We start from the raw sequence: 19447 nt of genomic DNA on the forward strand, positions 1-19447 counted from the left end.
ACAGAGGCGAACGGCCACCATGAAGACCCCGAAGAAGATCCAGGATCCCACGGAGGCCGCCCTCTCGGCGATCCAGGAGGCGTTGACCCTGCCCCTCGACGAGACGGAGGTTGCCCCTCCCACGGACGAGCGGCCGGCCCCGCCAGCGCGGGACGGAAGGTCGCCCGGACGTCGTCCAAGGGTCGATGTCGCCGGCCGGCGCGCCGCCAACGATGATCGTCAGACGGTGGGTCAATTGCTCAGCCAGTTGCAGCGCCGCTCCTCGGCTGCGCCGCTCTGGTGGGCGCTTGCGGCCTCGGTGGTGTGGATCGTCTTCGGCATCGCCTATGCCTTCGCCTCCCATTCCACCGCCTTCGCCGAGGCGAGCGGCATCAACGCCATTCTCGCGTCTCCCGCGCTCCTGACGATCCTCGCGGGCGTGATCCTCCCGCCCCTCGCCTTCTTCGCCATGGCCGCGATGGTGCGCCGCTCGCGCGACCTGCAGTTGATCGCCCGTTCGATGACGGAAGTAGCCCTGCGCCTCGCGCAGCCGGAATCGCTCGGCACCGACGCAGTGGTGTCGGTCGGCCAGGCGGTGCGCCGCGAAGTCGCGGCCATGGGCGAGGGTCTCGACCGCGCGGTGGCCCGCGCCGCCGAGCTGGAAGCCGTGGTCCGCAACGAGGTTTCGATCCTGGAGCGGGCCTATGAAGGCAATGAGATCCGGATCCGCAACCTGATCGAGGAGCTTCAGGCCGAGCGGCAGAACATCCTGATCCACACCGACCGGCTGCGCGAAGGCATCATGGATGCCGACAGCCTGCTGTCCACCGACATCAAGGACATCGCCGACCGGGTGGAAAGCGGCGTGCTCACCGCCGCCGAGCGCGTCACCGACGTGTTCAGCCAGCGCGGCGGGGAAATCCTCGACAACCTCACCCGGTCCAGCGAAAAGCTGGAAGGCGCGCTCAAGAGCCGCACCGAGGAATTGAACGCGAGCCTTCTCAGCTCCAGCGGCGAACTCGCCAGCATGATTTCCCGCTGGAGCGAGGACGTCAGCACCAATGTCGAGAACACGCGGACCGTGATCGCCGACACGCTCGCGGCCAACAGCGCCCGCCTCAACGCCGACATGGCGGCGCGCGTGGCGGACATGAACGATACCGCCGACCGCATGCAGGAGAACATCTTCGCGGCCGCCGACCGCACCAGCGAGATGTTCGCCGAAAAGGGCGAGCAGATGGTCGACACCCTCACCCGTGTCGGCGACACGGTGGCCGACGGCATCCATGCCAAGAGCAACGAGGTGATCGACCGCCTCCAGATGACCGGCACGGAATTGCGCGCCGACCTGACCCAGGCCAGCGAGAAGCTCGAAACCACGCTCAAGACGCGGACCGACGATCTCAGCGCCTCGCTGATGTCGGCGACCACGGAAGTCTCCCTTCTGGTCTCCCGCTGGAGCGACGAGGTCTATTCCGGCGTCGAATCCACCCGCACCGTGATCGCCGAGACCCTCACCGCCAACAGCGCCCAGATCACCGAGGACATCGCCCAGCGCGTCGGCGACGTGACGGAGACGCTGCGGCGTACCGGCGACACCATGGCACTTGAATTCTCCACCCGCGGCGGCGACATCGTGCGCAAGCTCGAAGAGACCGGCGCCCGCGTGGCCGAGACCATCTCGCTCCACGGCGGCGATTTCGCCGACCGCATCGAGACCACCGGCAACCGCATCCACGAAACCATCGCCACCCAGAGCGACGCGCTGCAGGATCGCCTTGCCGACACCGGCGACCGGCTGGCCCAGGCCCTGGAGCGGAGCGGAGTCCAAGTGACCGCATCGCTGGTGCAGAAGGGCGACGAGATCGCCGAATCCCTCACCCGCGCCGGAACCGACATGACCGACCGCCTCGGCGCCGTCGGCACCGAGGTCACCGAGGCCATCGGCGCGCGCGGCAGCAAGGTGACGCAGGCCTTCGGCGAAACCGCCGATCTGCTGGTCACCACCATCACCGCCAAGAGCGAAGCCATCGAGGACATGCTCGACGGACGCCTGAAGGCGCTGGACGAAACCATCACGGTGCGCGGCGGCGAGCTCGCCGAGCGCATCGGGCGCGACAGCACGCTGATGGCCCGGGCCGTGCGGGATGGCGTCAGCACCTTCGACAGCGCGCTCCGTGAACATGCGCCGGCGCTGGTGGACGGCATCGCCAATCAGGTGGACGCCCTCAATGTGACCCTGCGCGGCACGCTCGACACCATGGACGAGCGCTTCGGCGCGGCCGCCCAGACGGCAACGGCAAGCCTGGATGAGCGCGTGGCCCGCATCACCCAGACCATCGACGCGCGCGCCGAAAGCCTGACCGACGCCCTTGCCGACCGGACCGCCGAGATCACCAAGCTGCTCGCGGACGGCACGCGCTCCAGCCAGGTCGCGCTCGACGGCACCCTGTCGACCCTCGATACCTTCTTCACCGAGCGCACCCAGGCGCTCAGCGAGGAACTGGCGAACCGGACCAGCGAGATCAGCGGCACCATCGCGGAAAGCGCCCGCTCGACCCACGCGGAGGTGGAACGCTCGCTCGAAACGCTGAACGACATGCTCGCCCAGCGCGGCCAGAGCCTGACCGACGCGCTGGACAACCGCACCAGCGAGATCGACCGCCTGATCGCCGAGGGCACTCGCTCGACCCACGCGGCGGTGGAACGCTCGCTCGAGACGCTCAACGGCCTGTTCGCCGAGCGCGGCCAGAGCCTCACCGATGCATTGGACAGCCGCGCCAGCCAGATCGACCGTGCGATCGCCGAGGGCACGCGCACCACCAAGGCGGCGGTCGAACAATCGCTGGAGACGCTCAACGGCCTGTTCGCCCAGGGCAGCCAGACCCTCACCGGGGAATTGGCGAGCCGCACCACGGAAATCACCCGCGCCTTGAGCGAGGGCACCCGCGCCACCCACGCGGCTGTGGAACAGTCGCTCGATACACTGGAAGTCTTCTTCAACCAGCGCTCGGAGACTCTGAGCGACACGCTGACGACACGCACCGCGGAGATCGCCCGCACGCTCACCGAAGGCACCCGCTCCACCAGCGCGGCGCTCGACCAGTCGCTCGAATCCCTGGATGCCTTCTTCGGCGAACGGGCCGACAGCATCGCCGAGAAGGTGGCCGCGCGCACCGCCCATATCACCCAGGCTCTCGCCGAAGGCACGGACGCCACCAATGCGGCGCTCGACCAGTCGCTCAACCAGCTCGACTCCTTCTTCGCGACGCGCAGCCGCGCCCTCAGCGACATGGTGGGCGAGCGCGCGAACTTTGCGAGCCGCACCATCGGCACGCGGGCGGATGAAATCGCCGCCATGCTCGACGGCCGTGTGGCGCGCATTGAGGATTTGGTGACCGGCCGCCTGGCCGAGGTGACCGAGGGGCTGGAACAGCGCGGCCTCGCCGTCGCGGAAAGCCTCGCCAGCCGCGTGGAGGCCGTCACCAGCCAGATGTCGAGCGAAGCCGGTACGGTGGAGCGCAATCTGGTGCAGTTGGCGGACAATGTCGGGCGGGGCCTTTCGCTCCAGGCCGACAGCGTTTCGGCCATTCTCGGCGCACGCCTCAACGAGATCGGCGATCTCATCGACTCCAAGAGCGACAGCTTCGTCACCGCGCTGCGGACCACCGGCGAGAGCGCGGTCGCGCAGATTTCCTCCACCCACGGCACGCTCCAGGCCGACGTGGAAGGCATCGTGGAGCGGCTCAACACCGCCAACGGCACCTTCCAGCAGGCCATGGGCAATGTGGTGGCCTCGCTGACCCAGTTCGAGGGCGGCTTTGCCGATCAGGTGAAGGCGCTCGAAAGCTCCGTGGGGCTGATGGGCGATGCGGCGAGCGCGACGCTGGGGCAGATGGATGCGCAGGTTCAGACCCTGCGGACCCTCACCCAGGGCGCCTTGAAGGATATCGCCGGCCTCACCACCCGCTTCGAGGAACAGGGCCGCCTGGTGCGCGCCGCGTCCGAGACGCTGGGGCAGAGCCACGAACAGGTGGACCAGACCCTCACCAACCGGCGCGTGGCCATCGAGCAGCTGGCCGCCTCCCTCACCGAGCGCGTGCAGGATCTCGACGACCGGCTTCAGGGCTTCCACGGCACGCTGGAACAATCGCTCCAGACCGCACAGAAGCGGGCCCGGGAAATCGCCGCCATCGTCGCGGATTCGGCCAGCAGTTCCTCCAAGGCGTTGGAAAGCCAGATGGAGCGCATGCGCACCAGTTCGGATGCCGAGCGCGAGCGCATGATGCAGGCGCTGACCAGCACCTACCAATCCGCGCTGACCGACGTGAACGGCCTGTTCGAGGATACCGGCCGCCGCTTCAACGATGTCGCCCGCGAACTCAAGGGTGCGGCGCAGGAAGTTCAACAGTCCATCGAGCTGGCGCGCGAGGAAATGAAGCGCGGCATTCTCGAACTGCCGGCCGAGACCGAGGCCAGCGCCGCCACCATGCGGCGCGCCGTGGCCGAGCAGATCAAGGCGCTGGCGGAGCTGAACGAAATCGTGGCGCGGCAGGGCCAGTCCGCCGATGTGGCCGCGCCCGCCGGCCGCGTCATCGCCCGGGAGAATGCACCCGTTGGCGCCTCGCGCGATCCCATCGGCCGCGACACCACCGTGCGCGACACCGCCGTGCGCGAAGCGCGCCGCGAGCCGGTCCGCGAGGCCCCGCGCGAGGCACGCCCCGAGCCCGTGCCGCCGGCCCGCACGCGCTCCGAGCCGCCAAGTGTCCCGGTCGGTCCGTTCGAGCCGAACCGCCGCCCGGCATCCCGCCGGCCGGAACCCGCACCCGAGCGGGCGCAGGACCCCCGCCCCGCCACCCGCGCGCCGCAACAGCGCGAGAACGAGGACACGACCCGCGAAGGCTGGCTCTCCGAGCTTCTGGCGCGCGCGTCCGGAGATCTGGCGGAAGCCAAGCTGGACCCGAAGCCGGAGCCGGTGCGTCCCGCCCCGCGCCCAGCCCGTGACCGGCCCCACCATCACACCATCGAGTCGCTGGATTCGCTCTCGGTCGATATCGCCCGCATGATCGATCACCAGGCGGCGGTGGAGCTGTGGGAACGCTACAAGCGCGGCGAGCGCAACGTGTTCACGCGCAAGCTCTATACGATGCAGGGTCAGCAGACTTTCGAGGAACTGCGCCGCAAATATCGCTCCGACGCCGAATTCCACGAGATCGTGGACCGCTATGTGGCCGAATTCGAGCGCCTGCTCGATCAGGTGGCGGCAGACGACCGGGGCAATGTCCTCACCAAGACCTATCTCACCTCGGATACCGGCAAGGTCTACACCATGCTGGCCCATGCCGCGGGGCGCTTCGACTGACGCCAGCCGAACCCAGATGAAGACATCAAAGGGCGGGAGCGATTCCGCCCTTTTTCATGTCGGGTACGGCGGGGGCGAGGTCTGTGGGGGGCGCGTCCTAAGGGACGGGGCGGCGCCGCGCGCGGCCTATCCCGCCGGGGCGGATCGGTCCGGCGGGATGACGGCAAAGAGAGAAAAGTGAAAGCGTGCGCTCAGAAGCGCACGGAGGCCCAGCGGACGATCTCGACCAGAACCTGGTTGGATGCGGCATCCAACGCTGCCGCCACGGTGGCGCCATTGACGGTCGCGACCGGCACGCGGGCCGAGAACACCTGCGCCGCGAGGATGCGGCCGGCGGCATTGCCGATGATCTTCGCGGACAGCTCCACGACCGCGGTGGAGGTGCCGTTCTCCACCCGCACGCCAAAGGTGCGGATGTCGATATTGAGCTGATATTCCGCCGTGATCCCGTCCCCCGGACGCGCGACGCGGCGCAGCTTGCTGCCGTTCTCGAACGCCTGGATCATCCGGGCCTGGAGCAGCGCCGGCAGGCGATCGCCCCATTGTGCATCGGCGAGATAGGTGATCTGGCCCGGTGCCGGTTCCACCAGGATCTTTTCGGTGTCGAGCGCGGCCAGGGCCGTGGGGATCGGGACCACCATCTGCCCGCTGCCCGCGCCCCGCGCGGTGAAATTGCCGGGGGCGGAGAGATCGAATGTCGGAACCGGGGCGGACGCACAGGCCGCCAGCGCCAGCGCTGCCATCAAGGCCAGCAGCGGCCGCACGGGGAGGCGCGGAGAAAGGGACAATTTACTCACCCTTGGCTCGCGGATCATCACGGCTCACCGCCTGTATTCTGGAACGGAACTGCCGCCGAAGATGAACTGGCGGGGATTGCGCTCCAGATTCTTGAAGACGCGCTCGATTTCCGAAAGCGTGCGACGCCCGTCCGTGGCCAGCGCCTCATATTGGCGCAGGCCAGGCCCGGTGAATTTCTCGATCTGGCCGGCCAGATCGGCGGTGCGCTTATCCAGATTGTCGGAAAGGCGGCGGACCGAGGCGGCGGCGTCGGACACCTGCTGCACCATCCCGTCCTTGTCACCGGTGGCGCGCTTGAGATTGTCGAGCACGCTGTCGGCCTTGTTGGCGAGATCGTTCAACTGGCCGGACAGATCGTTCACGCGCTTCAGCAACGAGCCCACATCCTCGGACTTGTCCGAAACCGCCTTGGTGAAGGTGTCCACATTGGCGACGATGGCCGCCACTTTCTGCGGGTCGATGGCTTCCAGCACCGCGTTCACGCGCCGCGCCACGCCTTGCACGGTCTCGATCAGGCTGGCCATGCCGCTGCCGCCTTCGGCCTCGATGCGGGGGAAACCGTTGGGGCCGATGGGAAGCGGCGCCGCATTGGCCTCACCGCCGCGAATGCTCACCGCCACGATGCCGGTGAGGCCCTGCGATTCGAGGGTGGCGCGCGCATCCGCCAGGATCGGCACATTGGGCTGAACACCGACACGCACCAGAACCTCGTCGGGGGCTCCGGGCACCAGTCCCAATTGCAGCACCTGTCCGACGGGGATGCCGTTGAACAGCACATTATTGCCCTGCCGCAACCCGCTCACGGTGCCGGAATAGACGATCTCATAGGTCTTGCGCCCTTCGGAATCCTGCGGGCGCGCAAACCAATAGACGAAGGCGAACGCGGCAACGATCACGATCAGGGTAAACGCGCCTATGGTGGTGTAGTTGGCACGGGTTTCCATCCTTACCTTCCCACCTCACCGTTTCGCCTGAACCGCGCGGGCGCGCGTTCCGTGAAAATACGCCCGCAGCCACGGATGCTGCGCTTCCATCATCGTCTCGATCGTGCCCTGGGCGATAACTTTGCCATCCGCGAGGGCTGCGATGCGATCGCAGACCGTGTGCAGACTGTCCAGATCGTGCGTTACCATGAAAACGGTCAGGCCCAAAGTCTGCTGAAGGGTTTGGATGAGCTCGTCGAAGTCGCCGGCCCCGATCGGATCGAGGCCGGACGTGGGTTCGTCGAGGAACAGGATTTCCGGATCCAGCGCAAGCGAGCGCGCAAGCGCCGCACGCTTGATCATGCCGCCGGAAAGCTCCGACGGCAATTTCTCCCCCACATCGCACTTCAGACCGACCATCTCGATCTTCGCATAGGCGATGTCGTCCATCATGCGCTGGGAAAGCTTGAGATTCTCCCGCAGCGGAAACTGGATGTTCTGCTTCACCGTCAGCGAGGAAAACAGCGCCCCCTGCTGGAACAGCACGCCCCAGCGCCGCTCCATGGCGGAACGTTCGGCTTCGCTCAATGTGTCGATGTCGTGCCCGAACACCTCCACATGGCCGGAGCGCTTCGGCACCAGGCCGAGAATGGTGCGCGTGAGCACCGATTTGCCGCCGCCGGAGGTGCCGACGAAGCCGAGAATCTCGCCGCGCAGGATGTCGAGGCTGAGGTGATCGAGAATGATTCGGTCGCCGAAGCCCACCACGAGGTCGCGCACTCGGATGATGGGTTCGCGATAGCCCTCCATCTCCTGAAGGCCGCTGCGCCGCATTTCAAGCGTGGTGGTGTTCATCGGGCCTCACATGTCGATCGAGGCGAAGAACATCGCGAACACGCCGTCCATGACGATCACGAGGAAGATCGACTGCACCACGGACTTGGTGGTGTGATTGCCGAGCGATTCGGCGCTGCCGCCCACGCTCAGCCCTTCCAGGCACGCCACAAGGCCGATCACCGCGGCCATGAACGGCGCCTTGATCATGCCCACAAGGAAATGATCAATGGAGATCGCGTCCTTCAGGCGGTCGATGAACACGTCCGGCGCGATGCCGCCGTAGGTCCACGCCACCAGCCCGCCTCCGACGAGCGCCGACATGGAACCAATGAAGGTGAGCAGCGGCAAGGCGATGATCAGGGCCAGGATGCGGGGCACCACCAGGATTTCGACCGGGTCGAAGCCCATCACGCGCAGGGCGTCCACCTCCTCGCGCATGCGCATGGAGCCGAGTTCGGCGGTATAGGCGCTGCCGGAACGCCCGGCGATCATGATGGACACGATCAGCACGCCAAGTTCGCGCAGCACCAGCACGCCCACCATGTCGACCACATAGATGTCGGCGCCGAACCGGCGAAAATGGAAGATACCCTGCTGGGCGAGAATGCAGCCGATCAGGAAGGTGATGAGGATGATGATCGGCACCGCGCGGAAGCCCACGCGATCGACCTGATTGACCATGGAGGTGAAGCGAAACGTGCGCGGACGGCCCGTCATGCGCACCCCGGCTGCGATGGAGGCGCCGATAAAATTCAGCAAGGCCATGGCATCGATGGAGATCGACACCACTTCGCGGCCAATTCGCTCGAGGATCGAATCGTGCGGCCGCACCGGCGGCTGGGGCTCGAGCCCGGTGCGTTTCATCTCTTCGAGCAGCACCCGGTACCGGCGCTTCAGGCCGCGCACCTCGGGCTCCACACCATCCACCGCCCAGGCGCGGCGCAGGCGCTCCAGCAGCAGGGCACCGAACGTGTCCATGCGCTCGATGCCGGAAAGGTCGATGTCCACATTGCCGGCGCGAGGATGCGCGCTGGTGGCCTCGTCCACGAGATGTTCGAGATCGTCCGCCCGGTCCGATGTCCAGAGGCCGCGCCCCACCACCATCAGGCGGCCATCGGCGGGCGTGACATCGAGGAGCGAGGCGTTGGCCACTCAGGTCTCCGGAAAACGAGCGCGCTTGAGTGTGCGCAGCACCATGGTCATACTCGGCCCGCCGAACCGCGTCGAGGGTGCAAAATCGCCGACCCTTCGGCCGGTGGTCCGGCCGTTCCTTCAACAGGCCCACAGCGTTAACGAAATATGCCATCCCTCACGGTCGAGATCGAGCGCTTTCCCATCGCGGGAACCTTCACCATTTCCCGCGGCTCGAAGACCGAAGCGGTTGTGGTGGCCGCGCAGCTGCGGCATGGGGGCCATGTGGGGCGCGGGGAATGCGTGCCCTATGCGCGTTATGGCGAAACCGTCGAGGGCGTCGCGAATGCCCTGCGGGCCCTGGCGCCGGAGCTTGACGCGGGGCTGGATCGCACCGGCCTGCAGACTCGCCTGCCCGCCGGTGCGGCGCGCAATGCGCTCGATTGCGCGTTCTGGGACCTGGAAGCGAAGCAGGCGGGCGTTCCGGCGCATATCCTCGCCGGCCTCCCCTCGCCCGCGCCTTTGACGACGGCTTTTACGCTGAGCCTCGACACGCCCGCCGCCATGGCCAAAGCGGCGGCGGCGGCCGGGCGGCCCCTGCTCAAGCTGAAGTTCGGCGGCGCCGGCGATGTGGAACGGATCGCCGCCGTCCGGGCGGCGGTGCCCGGCGCCCGGCTGATCGTCGATGCCAACGAGAGCTGGAGCACGGACGACCTCGTCACGAATCTCGAGGCCTGCGCGCGGGCGGGGGTGGAATTGATCGAGCAACCCCTTCCGGCGGACGATGACGCAGCCCTGGCCCGCGTCGCCCATGTCGTGCCGATCTGCGCCGATGAGAGCGTGCATGACCGCGCCGGGCTGGCGGAGCTGCGCACGCGCTATGATGCGGTAAACATCAAGCTCGACAAGACCGGCGGCCTCACCGAGGCGCTTGCGCTCGCCGGGGCCGCGAAGGCGCAGGGCTTCACCCTGATGGTCGGCTGCATGCTCGCCTCCTCGCTCGCCATGGCGCCGGCCATGCTGGTGGCGCAGCTGGCGCAGGTGGTGGATCTGGACGGGCCGCTGCTGCTGGCACGCGATCGCGAACCGGGCTTGCGCTATGAGGGCGCCCGCGCCTTTCCGCCCGCCCCCGCGCTCTGGGGCTGAAGCCAGAGGGTGCCGAGGGCAAGCACGCCGCCGAGGCCGCCCAGCACCGCGGACGCCAGGAAGCAGAGCGCGCCATATTCGGTCCAGAACGCGCCCGCCGCCGCGCTCGCCCCGGACAAGGTGAGGCTGACCGCCCAGGCCGCGATGGATTGGGTGCCTGCCGCCCGGTGCTCCGGCGTCGTGCGGGCCACAAGCTCCACCATGCCGAGATAGGTCGCGCCGAACGTCGCGCCGTGCAGCAATTGCAGCACCACCAGCATCGGCAGCGGCGGATTGTACGCATAGGACGCAAAGCGGATCACCGCCGCCAGCCCGCCGAGCGCGATCAGGTTCAAGGGCCCGAGGCGGGAGACCGCCCGCGTTCCAAACCGGAAGAACACGATTTCCGCCCCGACGCCGATCGCCCACAGAGCGCCAATGGTGGTGAGCGAAATGCCGGTCGCCGCCCAATGTAGCGAGCCGAAGGCATAAAGCGTCGCATGGCTCGCCTGAACCAGCGCGGCGGCGGCGATGCCGGCGATCAGGACCGGCGGCACCCGCAAGCGCGGAAGGCCCAAGGCCGCCGCTTCGGGTGGACGCTTCAATTCCGGCAGCGCCAAAGTGCCGGCGAACAAGGCGACCTGCCCGGCGATCATGAGCACCACCACGATGCCCGCACCGGCCTGCGCCACCAGCAGCCCGCCCAGCAGATTGGCGCAAACGAAGGCCGCCGAGCCCCAGAGGCGGCTGCGGCCGTAATCCACCGCCCCGCGCCGGGCCTGCCGGGTCGCATAGGCATCCAGCAACGAGAAGGACGGGTTCCAGGCCATGGCCGTGATGCCAAGCACCACGTAAATGGCCAAGGTGCCGTGACTGAAGGCGAGCGCACCCATCATGAGGCTCGAAGCAAGGGCGAGCCACATCAGGATCGCCTTGGGCCGCCCGATCCGGTCCGAGAGCAGGCCGAGAATGGGCGTCGCGATCAGGCGGGTGACCAGCGGCACGGCAAGCGCCACGCCGATTTCATCGGGATCGAGCCCGCGAGCGATGAGCCAGAGCGAAAAAAACGGCATGTAGATGCCGAGGGAAAAATAGAGGGCGCCGAAGGCGCAGGCCAAGGTCAGCTGAACCGGCCGCGCGTCCTCCTCGCCTTTTCTCATCCGGATCTCCCACGGGCGTCGTCGTGCTGGGTGCGGGATGGCCGGCGGGGCACGCCGGCTCGCGCCGGGAACGCTCTCTGTCCGGATCAGGCTTGCAGGCAGGCCTGGAACGTCGCCACGTCTACATTGCCGCCCGACAGCACGATGGCGACCACCTTGCCGCGTGCGTCATAGCGGCCTTCCAGCAACGCGGCGAGCGCGACCGCACCACCGGGTTCCACCACCAGCTTCAGCTCGCGGAACGCGAAGGCAACCGCCCGCGCGACTTCCGCATCGGTGGCCGAGACCGCTTCCCCGGACAGCGTGCGGGTAATCTCGAACGTGAGCGCGCCGGGGGTGGGCGCGAGCAGCGCGTCGCAGAAGGAGCCGGTGGCGCTCGCATTGCGCTCCCGGACACCGGACTTGAACGAGCGCGCATGGTCGTCGAACAAGGCCGGCTCGGCGACAATGATGCGGGCATCAGGCACCCGCGCCTTCACCGCGAGCGCGATGCCCGCCATCAGCCCGCCACCGGAGGCATTGGCGCTGACGATATCCGGCGCCAGGCCCTGGGCCGCAAGGTCCGCAACGATTTCGAGGCCGGTCGTGCCCTGGCCGGCGATGATGTCGGGATCGTCATAGGGCGGCACGAAGATCGCGCCGCGTTCGGCGGCGATCGCATTGGCGATGGCGTCCCGATCGTCGGTGGTGCGATCGTAATCCACCACCTGCGCCCCGAGCGCGATCGTGCGTTCGCGCTTGAGAGACGGCGCGTCCGTCGGCATGACGATCACAGCCGGCATGCCGAGCAGCTTCGCCGCGGCAGCGACACCCTGGGCATGATTGCCGGAGGAGCAGGCCACCACCCCGGCCGCCCGCAGCTCCACCGGAATCTGCGACATGCGGTTATAGGCGCCGCGGAACTTGAAGGAGCCGGTGCGCTGGAGCGTCTCGGGCTTCACGAAGATGCGCCCGCCGGTCAGCTCGCTGAGCACCGGGGAAAACACCAGCGGCGTGCGCACGGCAACGCCGGCCAAGCGAACGGCCGCGGCATCGACATCCGCAGCGGTGGGGAGATGGGGAATCATATTCATGCGGAGGAGACGATACGCGTCCTGCGCAGCAAGCGGAAGCGCCGGGCCACCGGCCCAAAATCGTGCGCAATCAGCACATTGTCGAGAAACTGGCGGGCGCATTCGCGCCAGGTATGGCGCAGCGCGAATTCCCGTGCGGCGACCGGCGATAGCTCCAGCGCCTTCAGGCACGCGTTGCGCAGATCCTCGTCCAGCACGCCGACAGGCTCGGTCGCGTCTTCCAGCACATCCTTCGGCCCGGTCACGGGATAGGCGGCGACCGGCAGACCGCTCGCCAGGGCCTCCAGCAACACGATGCCGAACGTGTCGGTGCGGCTCGGGAAGACGAAGACATCGCTGCCGGAATAGACCCGCGCGAGATCCTCGCCTTCCAGGGGGCCGAGGAAATGGCTGTCGGGATAGCGCTCGCGCAGGCTGTTCAGCGCCGGCCCGCCGCCCACCACCACCTTGGAGCCGGGCAGGTCCAGGGCGAGAAAGGCCTCGATATTCTTTTCCACCGCCACCCGGCCGACGAACAGGAAGATCGGCTTCGGCAGATTGAGATCCACTTCCGGGCGCGGCCGGAACATCTCCGCATCCACGCCCCGCGACCAGCGCATCAGGCGCTTGAAGCCGCGCGCATCCAGTTCGCGTTCCAGGGTCGCCGTGGAGACCATGACGCCGCCGCCGGCATTGTGGAAGCTGCGCAGCCAGGCATAGGTCAGGCGTTCCGGCACCGGCGCGCGGGCGGAGAGATATTCGGGAAACTTGGTGTGATAGCTGGTGGTGAAGGTGCGCTTGCTGGCGATGCAGGCGCGCCGCACCAGCATGCCGATCGGCCCTTCGGTCGCCACATGGACGAAGTCCGGCCGCATCGCCTCGATCCGCCGCATGATCATGCGCGGCGTTGCGAGCGCCAGGCGAATTTCCTGATAGGTGGGGAGAGGAACGGTTTTGAACCCCTGGGGGCTCAGGAACATCATCTCCGCACCGAGCGCCTCGGCCTCTCGGGCGGTGTGTTCAAGCGAACGGACAACCCCGTTGATCTGGGGGTGCCAGGCATCCGTGGCGACAAGTACCCGCATCAGGCCGCCGCGCGCGCCCCCTCGACTTCGGATTCAGGTTCCGCCTCAAGGCGACGTGTCCAGGAAATGATTTCCATCCGCCCGTCTTCATGCTCCGCGATCGCAGTGCAGCTTTCGACCCAGTCCCCGCAATTCACGTACCGCACGCCGAACTGGTCATGAATGACCGCATGGTGGATATGGCCGCAGATCACGCCGTCCACCTTATGCCGCTTGGCCTCGTCGGCAACCGCTTCTTCGAACTTGCCGATGTAATTCACCGCATTCTTCACCTTCAGCTTCGCCCATTGGCTGAGCGACCAATAGGTGAGGCCGAGCTTGCGGCGGGCGAGATTCACATAGGTGTTGATCGCGAGCGCGAGCGTGTAGGCGCCGTCGCCCAGGAAGGCGAGCCATTTGGCGTGGCGGACCACCACGTCGAACACGTCCCCGTGGATCACCAGATAGCGCTTGCCGTCCGCCGCCTCGTGGATGGCGGTTTCCACGACTTCGATGCCGCCGAAATGGGTGCCGTAGTAATCGCGCAGGAATTCGTCATGATTCCCGGGCAGGTACACCATGCGCGTGCCCTTGCGGCCCTTGCGCAGCAGCTTCTGCACCACGTCGTTGTGCTTCTGCGGCCAATACCAGGAGCTGCGCAGGCGCCAGCCATCGACGATGTCGCCGACCAGGTAAACCGTATCGGCGTCATGAAATTTCAGGAAGTCGAGAAGAAGGTCGGCCTGGCATCCCTTGGTCCCGAGGTGGACGTCGGAGATGAACAGAGCTCTGTACCTGCGTGCTTCAGGGCTGTCGCTCACGGCATGGCCTCTGCGGAAAATTGCTCCCTGAGAGCAGTGTGACGGACTTAGCCGGAGTCGTGTATCCCTTTTATGACGCCACTGCGAACAACTTCTCGGATTTTACTGCACAGCAACATAATCAGCCGACCACCTTTCCCTACCCCCTTACGGAAAGGGGGCCGGAGTGCGAATCGGCACGATCCAGCATCCGAAGCATTGACCAAATGGCTTCCGCGCGCCAGCTTGCGCGGCAGTGGATCGGTTCCGTATCCGCATCATCACTCAGCTCAGGGAGAGGTCCGATGAAGCTCGTTCGCTTCGGGGAAAAAGGGCGAGAAAAGCCTGGTTTAATCGATTCAACCGGCAAAATTCGGGACATTTCGTCCCTGGTTCAGGATATTTCGGGCGACGTTCTCACACCCGAGGGACTGGCCCGGATTCGCGCCGCCGACCCCCAGGCCTTCCCCCTCGCGCCCGAAGGCGTGCGTCTCGGATCCTGCGTCGCGCGGCCGGGAAACTTTGTCGCGGTCGGGCTTAATTTCGCCGACCATGCGGAAGAGACCGGCAACCCGATTCCCGAGGAGCCGGTGCTGTTCAACAAGGCGCCGAATTGCGTCGTCGGCCCGAATGACGACGTGATGATTCCCAAGGGCTCCACCAAGCTGGACTGGGAAGTGGAGCTGCTGATCGTCATCGGCGCCCGCGCGCGCTATGTGGAGAAGCAGGACGCTTTGAAGCATGTGGCCGGCTATGCCGTGTGCAACGACGTGTCCGAGCGTGCGTTCCAGATCGAGCGCGGCGGCCAATGGACCAAGGGCAAGGGAAGCGAGACCTTCGGACCGATCGGCCCCTGGCTCGTCACCTCGGATGAAATGAGCGACACGTCCGATCTCGCCATGTGGCTGGAAGTGAACGGCGAGAAGGTCCAGAACGGCTCCACCCGCACCATGATCTTCGATCCGGCCTATCTGGTGTCCTACATCAGCCAGTTCATGGTGCTGGACCCCGGCGACATCATCACCACCGGTACGCCGCCCGGCGTCGGCCTCGGCATGAAGCCGCCACGTTATCTCAAGGCCGGCGACGTGATGAAGGTTGGCATCGCGGGCCTGGGCGAACAGCAGCAGACGGTGGTTCCCTTCGCGGGCTAAGTCCAAGAGGGCCCCTCCGCAGGGGCCCTTTTCTCGCCGACGCTCACTGCAGGGTCGCGTGGGCGAGCCAGGTCTTCACGGCATTCAGGGCCTCGCCGCGATTTCCGGTGCGATGGTGCGCTTCCTGGAACACCGCCAGCTGCATGTCCGCGCTGGTGCCGGCGAGGGAAATGGCCCGCAGGTGCAGGAGCGCATCAAGCGCTCCGAGGGCGTCCGCATCGTCCCCGACCATGGCGATCAGCGATTCCACCGCATCCGTGACCGGCACGGCGCGACGTTCCGCGAGATTCACGAACGAGCCGTGGATGCCGTAGCGCTGGGCGCGCCATTTGTTCTCATTGGCGATCGCCCGGTCCACCGCGCCGATCTTCGCATTATGCTCGGGATGGCGCACGAGATAGCGTACCAGGGAGCGGTAAAGCGCTGCAATCGCGACCGTATCCTGAATGCGCGTGCAGCTGTCCGGCGCCCGCAATTCCAGGGTCGGATGCTTTGAGGAGGGGCGGATCGCCCACCACACATAGCTGGAATCGGTGATCGCGCGCGCTTCCACCATGGCGTCCACATAGGCTTGGTAATCGGCGCTGTCCTCGAACAGCTCGGGCAGCCCCGTACGCGGCAATTCATCATAGGCGGCAAGGCGATAGCCCATCAGCCCGGTCTGCTTCGAGCCCCAGAAGGGCGACGAGGTGGCGAGCGCGATGAAATGCGGGATATAGGGCAGGATGCGGCGCATGACGTCGACCCGCTGGTCGGTATGCGGCAGTTCCACATGCACGTGCAGTCCGCAGACCATGTTGCGCTCCCCCAGCATTTGCAGATCGTGCATCATGCCGTTGTAGCGATTGGCCTCGGTATGGCGCACGCCCTCCCAGGTGGCGGTGGGATGGGTGCCGGCGGCGATGAAGCACAGCCCGTGCTCGCCGGCGACCTGCGCCGCCTTTCCCCGCAATTCCCGGAGCTCATCGAGGGCGCTGCCAGCCTGCGTGGCAGGGCTGGTGGCCATCTCCAGCTGCGATTGCAGCAGTTCCACCGTCACGGCACTGCCCAGATGGTGCGAGAGATCGTCGAAGAATCGCGATGGCATGCGCCTTTGTATGGCCTTGGATTCGGCATCGACCACGAAGAACTCTTCCTCGATTCCGAATCTATATTCTTCCGACATTGATCTTCCCTCCGCACCTCACCCCAACGTGAGCCTATAACGCAACAATGGGGGTTCGGTTGCCGAGAGAGTGAAGAAAATTGGGACGTAAATGCGACGGATGGAGCGTGTCGAATAATTCCCCTTATTTGTGAATATTTCTAAATAAAATTAAGCCGCATCCTGAATGCGTTACGCCGGGAGAAATTAAAAGGGCGAGACACCAGGAACAAAATCCGCGCCGGTGCGTTTCACGCCTCTTTTCAACGGTAGCGCGGCTGTTCTGCCGTGCGCGCGTCAGGCAGGGCCGGCCCCCGCAAGGTCTCCCCGCGCCGCCTGAGCGAGGGTGAGCGCGGCCACGGCGGCCGTGTCGGCGCGCAGGATGCGCGGGCCGAGCGAGAGCACCACCACGCCGGGATGGGCATGCAGCATGCGCCGCTCCTCGGAGGCGAATCCCCCTTCCGGGCCGATCAGCACGCTCATCGGACCGGGCGCGGCCGTCTTCAGGGTGGCGATGGGATCGCTGAGGGCCGCGCTTTCATCGCAGAACACCAGCACCCGCTCAGCTGGCAGCGTGGCGAGCCATTTGTTGAGGGCAAGCGGTTCGCGCACCGCTGGCAGGGCGAGGATGCCGCATTGCTCGGCCGCTTCCACCGCATTGGCCCGCATGCGCTCGGTATTGACCCGCGTCACCTGAGTATAGCGGGTAATCACCGGAGTCAGTTGCCCGGCGCCCATCTCCACCGCCTTCTGGATCATATAATCCAGCCGCGCGTGTTTCAGCGGGGCGAAGGCATATTCCAGGTCGGTTGCGGGCGGCTGGGGTCGCAGCTGGCGCTCGGCGGCGAAGCGCACCTCGCGCTTGTGCCCCTCGATGCGGTGCGCCAGCCATTCGCCGTCCCGCCCGTTGAACAGCAGCAGGCTGCCGCCCACCTGCATGCGCAGCACATTGGCCACATAATGGGCCTGCTCCACCGCCAGCAGGATCTGCGCGCCGTCGCTCAGATCCTCGTCGACGAACACGCGCTGGAGGCGCGAAGGATGATCGGACATGAAGGTCCCTCCCGCCCAAGCCACACCATGGCCCGGGCGAGAACACAAGCCGGTCGGCGCAAGGGAATTATTGCTTGGCGCCTTCCGCGTTGAACTGCTTGAGATAGGCGATCAGGTCGGCGCGCTCGCCTTCCGGCTTGATGCCGAAGAAGGCCATCTTGCCCTTGGGGGCGACCGCCTTGGGATTGGCGAGATATGCATTGAGCGTGGCTTCGTCCCAGACCTTACCGGCGGCAGCGCCCGCCTTGATGTCGTCGGAATAGGCATAGTCCGGATAGGCGCCCCATTTGCGGCCGACGATGCCGTTCAGCGGCGGGCCGACCTTCACCTTGGCGTCCGGCCCGATCATGTGGCAGGCCATGCATTTGCGGAACGATTGCTCACCCTTGGCGAGGTCCGGATCGGCATGAGCCAGCGTGCTGGAAACGGCCAGAGCGGCCAGGGCCGAAAGCAAAAGACGAGGCATGACGTTTTCCCTGAGGCATATTCGAACAGAAGCGGCACCGGCGCCGGACCGCACTCCGCGCGGCGACATAAGAACCGCACTGGAGACATTCCAATTGGCCATTTGCGCGCGGGTGACCGTTGGTCAGTCAATGCTGCAACGCAACCCGAGCCCCTTGGAGGGGACAATCGGCTCGGCTAACATCATGGTTTGAAGGATTCTCGGGGAAGGCGCAGAGGTTCGCCATGGCGTTTCACGTGGTCAAGCTTGGCGGCAGCCTGGAGCGCTGTGGCGACATCAGGTCGCTGGCGGGCCGGCTCGCCGAGAGGCCCGGCGTGGTGATCGTGCCCGGCGGCGGGCGCTTCGCCGACGCGGTCCGCACGGCGCAAGATCCCCTCGGCCTCTCCGATCGCGCCTGCCATGCCATGGCGATCCTGGCCATGGAGCAGATGGCCCATGCCCTCGCCGATTGCGCCCCCGCCTTGGTGCCCTGCCGTGCCCTGGACGATTTTGAGACGGCGTCCGGCCGTGCCGCGCTTTGGTTTCCCGCGACCCTGCTGCTCGGCGCCGCCGACATCACCGAGAGTTGGGATGTCACCTCGGACAGCCTGGCCTGCTGGCTTGCGACCCGTCTCGCCGCGCCAAGTCTCACCCTCGTGAAGGCCGCCGGCGCGCCGGTTCGCACGCATGTGCGGGGCGACAGCCTCGCCGACTGGAGCGCGCGCGGGGTGGTGGATCGCGCCTTTCCCGCCTTTGCCGCACGCTTTCGCGGTATTATTCGCCTCGTGGCCGCCGACGATGCGCCGGCTCTCGACCAGCTCTTTCCCTCCCCTCGAACCGCGAGCGCTGCATGAGCAAGGGTGCTTATCCCCGCTGGGCCTGGGCGCTCTCCGGCTCCGGGCATTTCTTCACCGAGAGCCTGGAGCTGATCCACACGCTCGGCGATGTGGATCTGTTCGTCTCGGCGGCGGCGGAAGAGGTGCTGCGCATGTACAAGCAGGACAAGAGCCCCCTGCCCGCCAACACCCACGTGTTCCGCGACACCACCGCGAGCGCCGCGCCCGTGGGCATGTTCTACGAGGGCAAATATCACACGCTGGTGGTGGCGCCGGCCTCGTCCAACACGGTGGCGAAATGCGTCTACGGCATTTCCGACACGCTGGTGACCAATTGCTTCGCCCAGGCCGGCAAGTGCCGGGTGCCGGGCATCGTGTTTGCCTGCGATACCGCCCCGGAGCTGATCACCATGGCACCCAGCGGGCCGGTGCCGGTCTTTCCGCGCAAGATCGACCTTGAAAACACCCGCAAGCTGAAGGACTTCGAGGCCACCACGGTGGCCGAATCCCTCACCGAGCTGAAGGCCGCCATCGCCGCCCGCAAGGCCGAGCTGGACGCGCGCGTCTCCGAGCCGGCCCGCTAG

Annotated in this window: 16 protein-coding genes; 5 read left to right on the plus strand and 11 right to left on the minus strand. The window is 66.6% G+C overall.

Going from position 1 to position 19447, the window contains the following annotated elements; all coding sequences use genetic code 11:
* Positions 1-19: 19 nt before the first annotated feature.
* Positions 20-5341, plus strand: coding sequence for an apolipoprotein A-IV repeat region-like domain-containing protein (locus V5G24_RS12125; RefSeq protein ID WP_394082362.1), 5322 nt, complete (start codon positions 20-22; stop codon positions 5339-5341).
* A gap of 191 nt (positions 5342-5532) precedes the next feature.
* Here V5G24_RS12125 and V5G24_RS12130 read toward each other — a convergent pair whose 3' ends face one another.
* From V5G24_RS12130 to V5G24_RS12145, 4 genes are read right to left on the minus strand one after another with little or no spacing between them, the layout of a single operon-like run.
* Positions 5533-6138 carry an ABC-type transport auxiliary lipoprotein family protein gene (locus V5G24_RS12130; protein ID WP_394082360.1) on the minus strand — a complete coding sequence of 202 codons (606 nt, stop codon included), beginning with the start codon at positions 6136-6138 and terminating at the stop codon, positions 5533-5535.
* 24 nt (positions 6139-6162) lie between these two features.
* Positions 6163-7083, minus strand: a complete 921-nt coding sequence (locus V5G24_RS12135) for an MlaD family protein (protein ID WP_394082358.1) — start codon at positions 7081-7083, stop codon at positions 6163-6165.
* 15 nt (positions 7084-7098) lie between these two features.
* Positions 7099-7917 carry an ABC transporter ATP-binding protein gene (locus V5G24_RS12140; RefSeq protein ID WP_394082356.1) on the minus strand — a complete coding sequence of 273 codons (819 nt, stop codon included), beginning with the start codon at positions 7915-7917 and terminating at the stop codon, positions 7099-7101.
* Between the two features lie 6 nt (positions 7918-7923).
* On the minus strand, positions 7924-9003 hold the full coding sequence (locus tag V5G24_RS12145) for an ABC transporter permease (RefSeq protein WP_394083072.1): 1080 nt from the start codon (positions 9001-9003) through the stop codon (positions 7924-7926).
* Positions 9004-9198: 195 nt separating this feature from the next.
* Here V5G24_RS12145 and dgcA point away from each other — a divergent pair, with 195 nt between their 5' ends.
* Entirely contained in the window at positions 9199-10176 is a 978-nt protein-coding gene (gene dgcA / locus V5G24_RS12150; protein WP_394082354.1) for an N-acetyl-D-Glu racemase DgcA, read from the plus strand.
* Here dgcA and V5G24_RS12155 read toward each other — a convergent pair.
* From V5G24_RS12155 to V5G24_RS12170, 4 genes are all read right to left on the minus strand, one after another.
* A complete protein-coding gene (locus tag V5G24_RS12155) occupies positions 10128-11315 on the minus strand; it encodes an MFS transporter (RefSeq protein ID WP_394082352.1) in 1188 nt (395 codons plus the stop codon). The two genes, dgcA and V5G24_RS12155, sit on opposite strands and share 49 nt — an antisense overlap.
* A gap of 86 nt (positions 11316-11401) precedes the next feature.
* On the minus strand, positions 11402-12388 hold the full coding sequence (locus V5G24_RS12160) for a threonine ammonia-lyase (RefSeq protein WP_394082350.1): 987 nt from the start codon (positions 12386-12388) through the stop codon (positions 11402-11404).
* The gene (locus V5G24_RS12165; protein WP_394082348.1) at positions 12385-13452 is read right to left on the minus strand and encodes a glycosyltransferase family 4 protein; all 1068 of its coding nucleotides are present in this window, start codon (positions 13450-13452) and stop codon (positions 12385-12387) included. The genes V5G24_RS12160 and V5G24_RS12165 overlap by 4 nt, the downstream gene beginning before the upstream one ends.
* Positions 13452-14252, minus strand: coding sequence for a UDP-2,3-diacylglucosamine diphosphatase (locus tag V5G24_RS12170; RefSeq protein ID WP_394071792.1), 801 nt, complete (start codon positions 14250-14252; stop codon positions 13452-13454). Before V5G24_RS12170 ends, V5G24_RS12165 begins: the two co-directional genes overlap by 1 nt.
* A gap of 284 nt (positions 14253-14536) precedes the next feature.
* On the opposite strand from V5G24_RS12170, the gene V5G24_RS12175 reads away from it, so the two are divergent.
* Positions 14537-15385: a fumarylacetoacetate hydrolase family protein gene (locus V5G24_RS12175; RefSeq protein WP_394082346.1), complete on the plus strand. Its 849-nt coding sequence runs from the start codon at positions 14537-14539 to the stop codon at positions 15383-15385.
* 43 nt (positions 15386-15428) lie between these two features.
* On the opposite strand, the gene V5G24_RS12180 is transcribed toward V5G24_RS12175, so the two are convergent.
* From V5G24_RS12180 to V5G24_RS12190, 3 genes are all read right to left on the minus strand, one after another.
* Positions 15429-16550 (minus strand): carboxylate-amine ligase, encoded by a 1122-nt coding sequence (locus tag V5G24_RS12180; RefSeq protein WP_394082344.1) that lies wholly within the window; start codon positions 16548-16550, stop codon positions 15429-15431.
* 276 nt (positions 16551-16826) lie between these two features.
* A complete protein-coding gene (locus V5G24_RS12185) occupies positions 16827-17582 on the minus strand; it encodes a 16S rRNA (uracil(1498)-N(3))-methyltransferase (protein WP_394082343.1) in 756 nt (251 codons plus the stop codon).
* Between the two features lie 67 nt (positions 17583-17649).
* Positions 17650-18048: a c-type cytochrome gene (locus V5G24_RS12190; protein ID WP_394082341.1), complete on the minus strand. Its 399-nt coding sequence runs from the start codon at positions 18046-18048 to the stop codon at positions 17650-17652.
* Positions 18049-18272: 224 nt separating this feature from the next.
* Between V5G24_RS12190 and V5G24_RS12195 the strand changes: the two genes are divergently transcribed.
* Positions 18273-18881: an aspartate kinase gene (locus V5G24_RS12195; RefSeq protein ID WP_394082339.1), complete on the plus strand. Its 609-nt coding sequence runs from the start codon at positions 18273-18275 to the stop codon at positions 18879-18881.
* Positions 18878-19447 (plus strand): flavoprotein, encoded by a 570-nt coding sequence (locus V5G24_RS12200; protein ID WP_394082337.1) that lies wholly within the window; start codon positions 18878-18880, stop codon positions 19445-19447. The genes V5G24_RS12195 and V5G24_RS12200 overlap by 4 nt, the downstream gene beginning before the upstream one ends.

Source organism: Roseixanthobacter finlandensis (assembly GCF_043195105.2).
Taxonomy (GTDB): domain Bacteria; phylum Pseudomonadota; class Alphaproteobacteria; order Rhizobiales; family Xanthobacteraceae; genus NCEH01.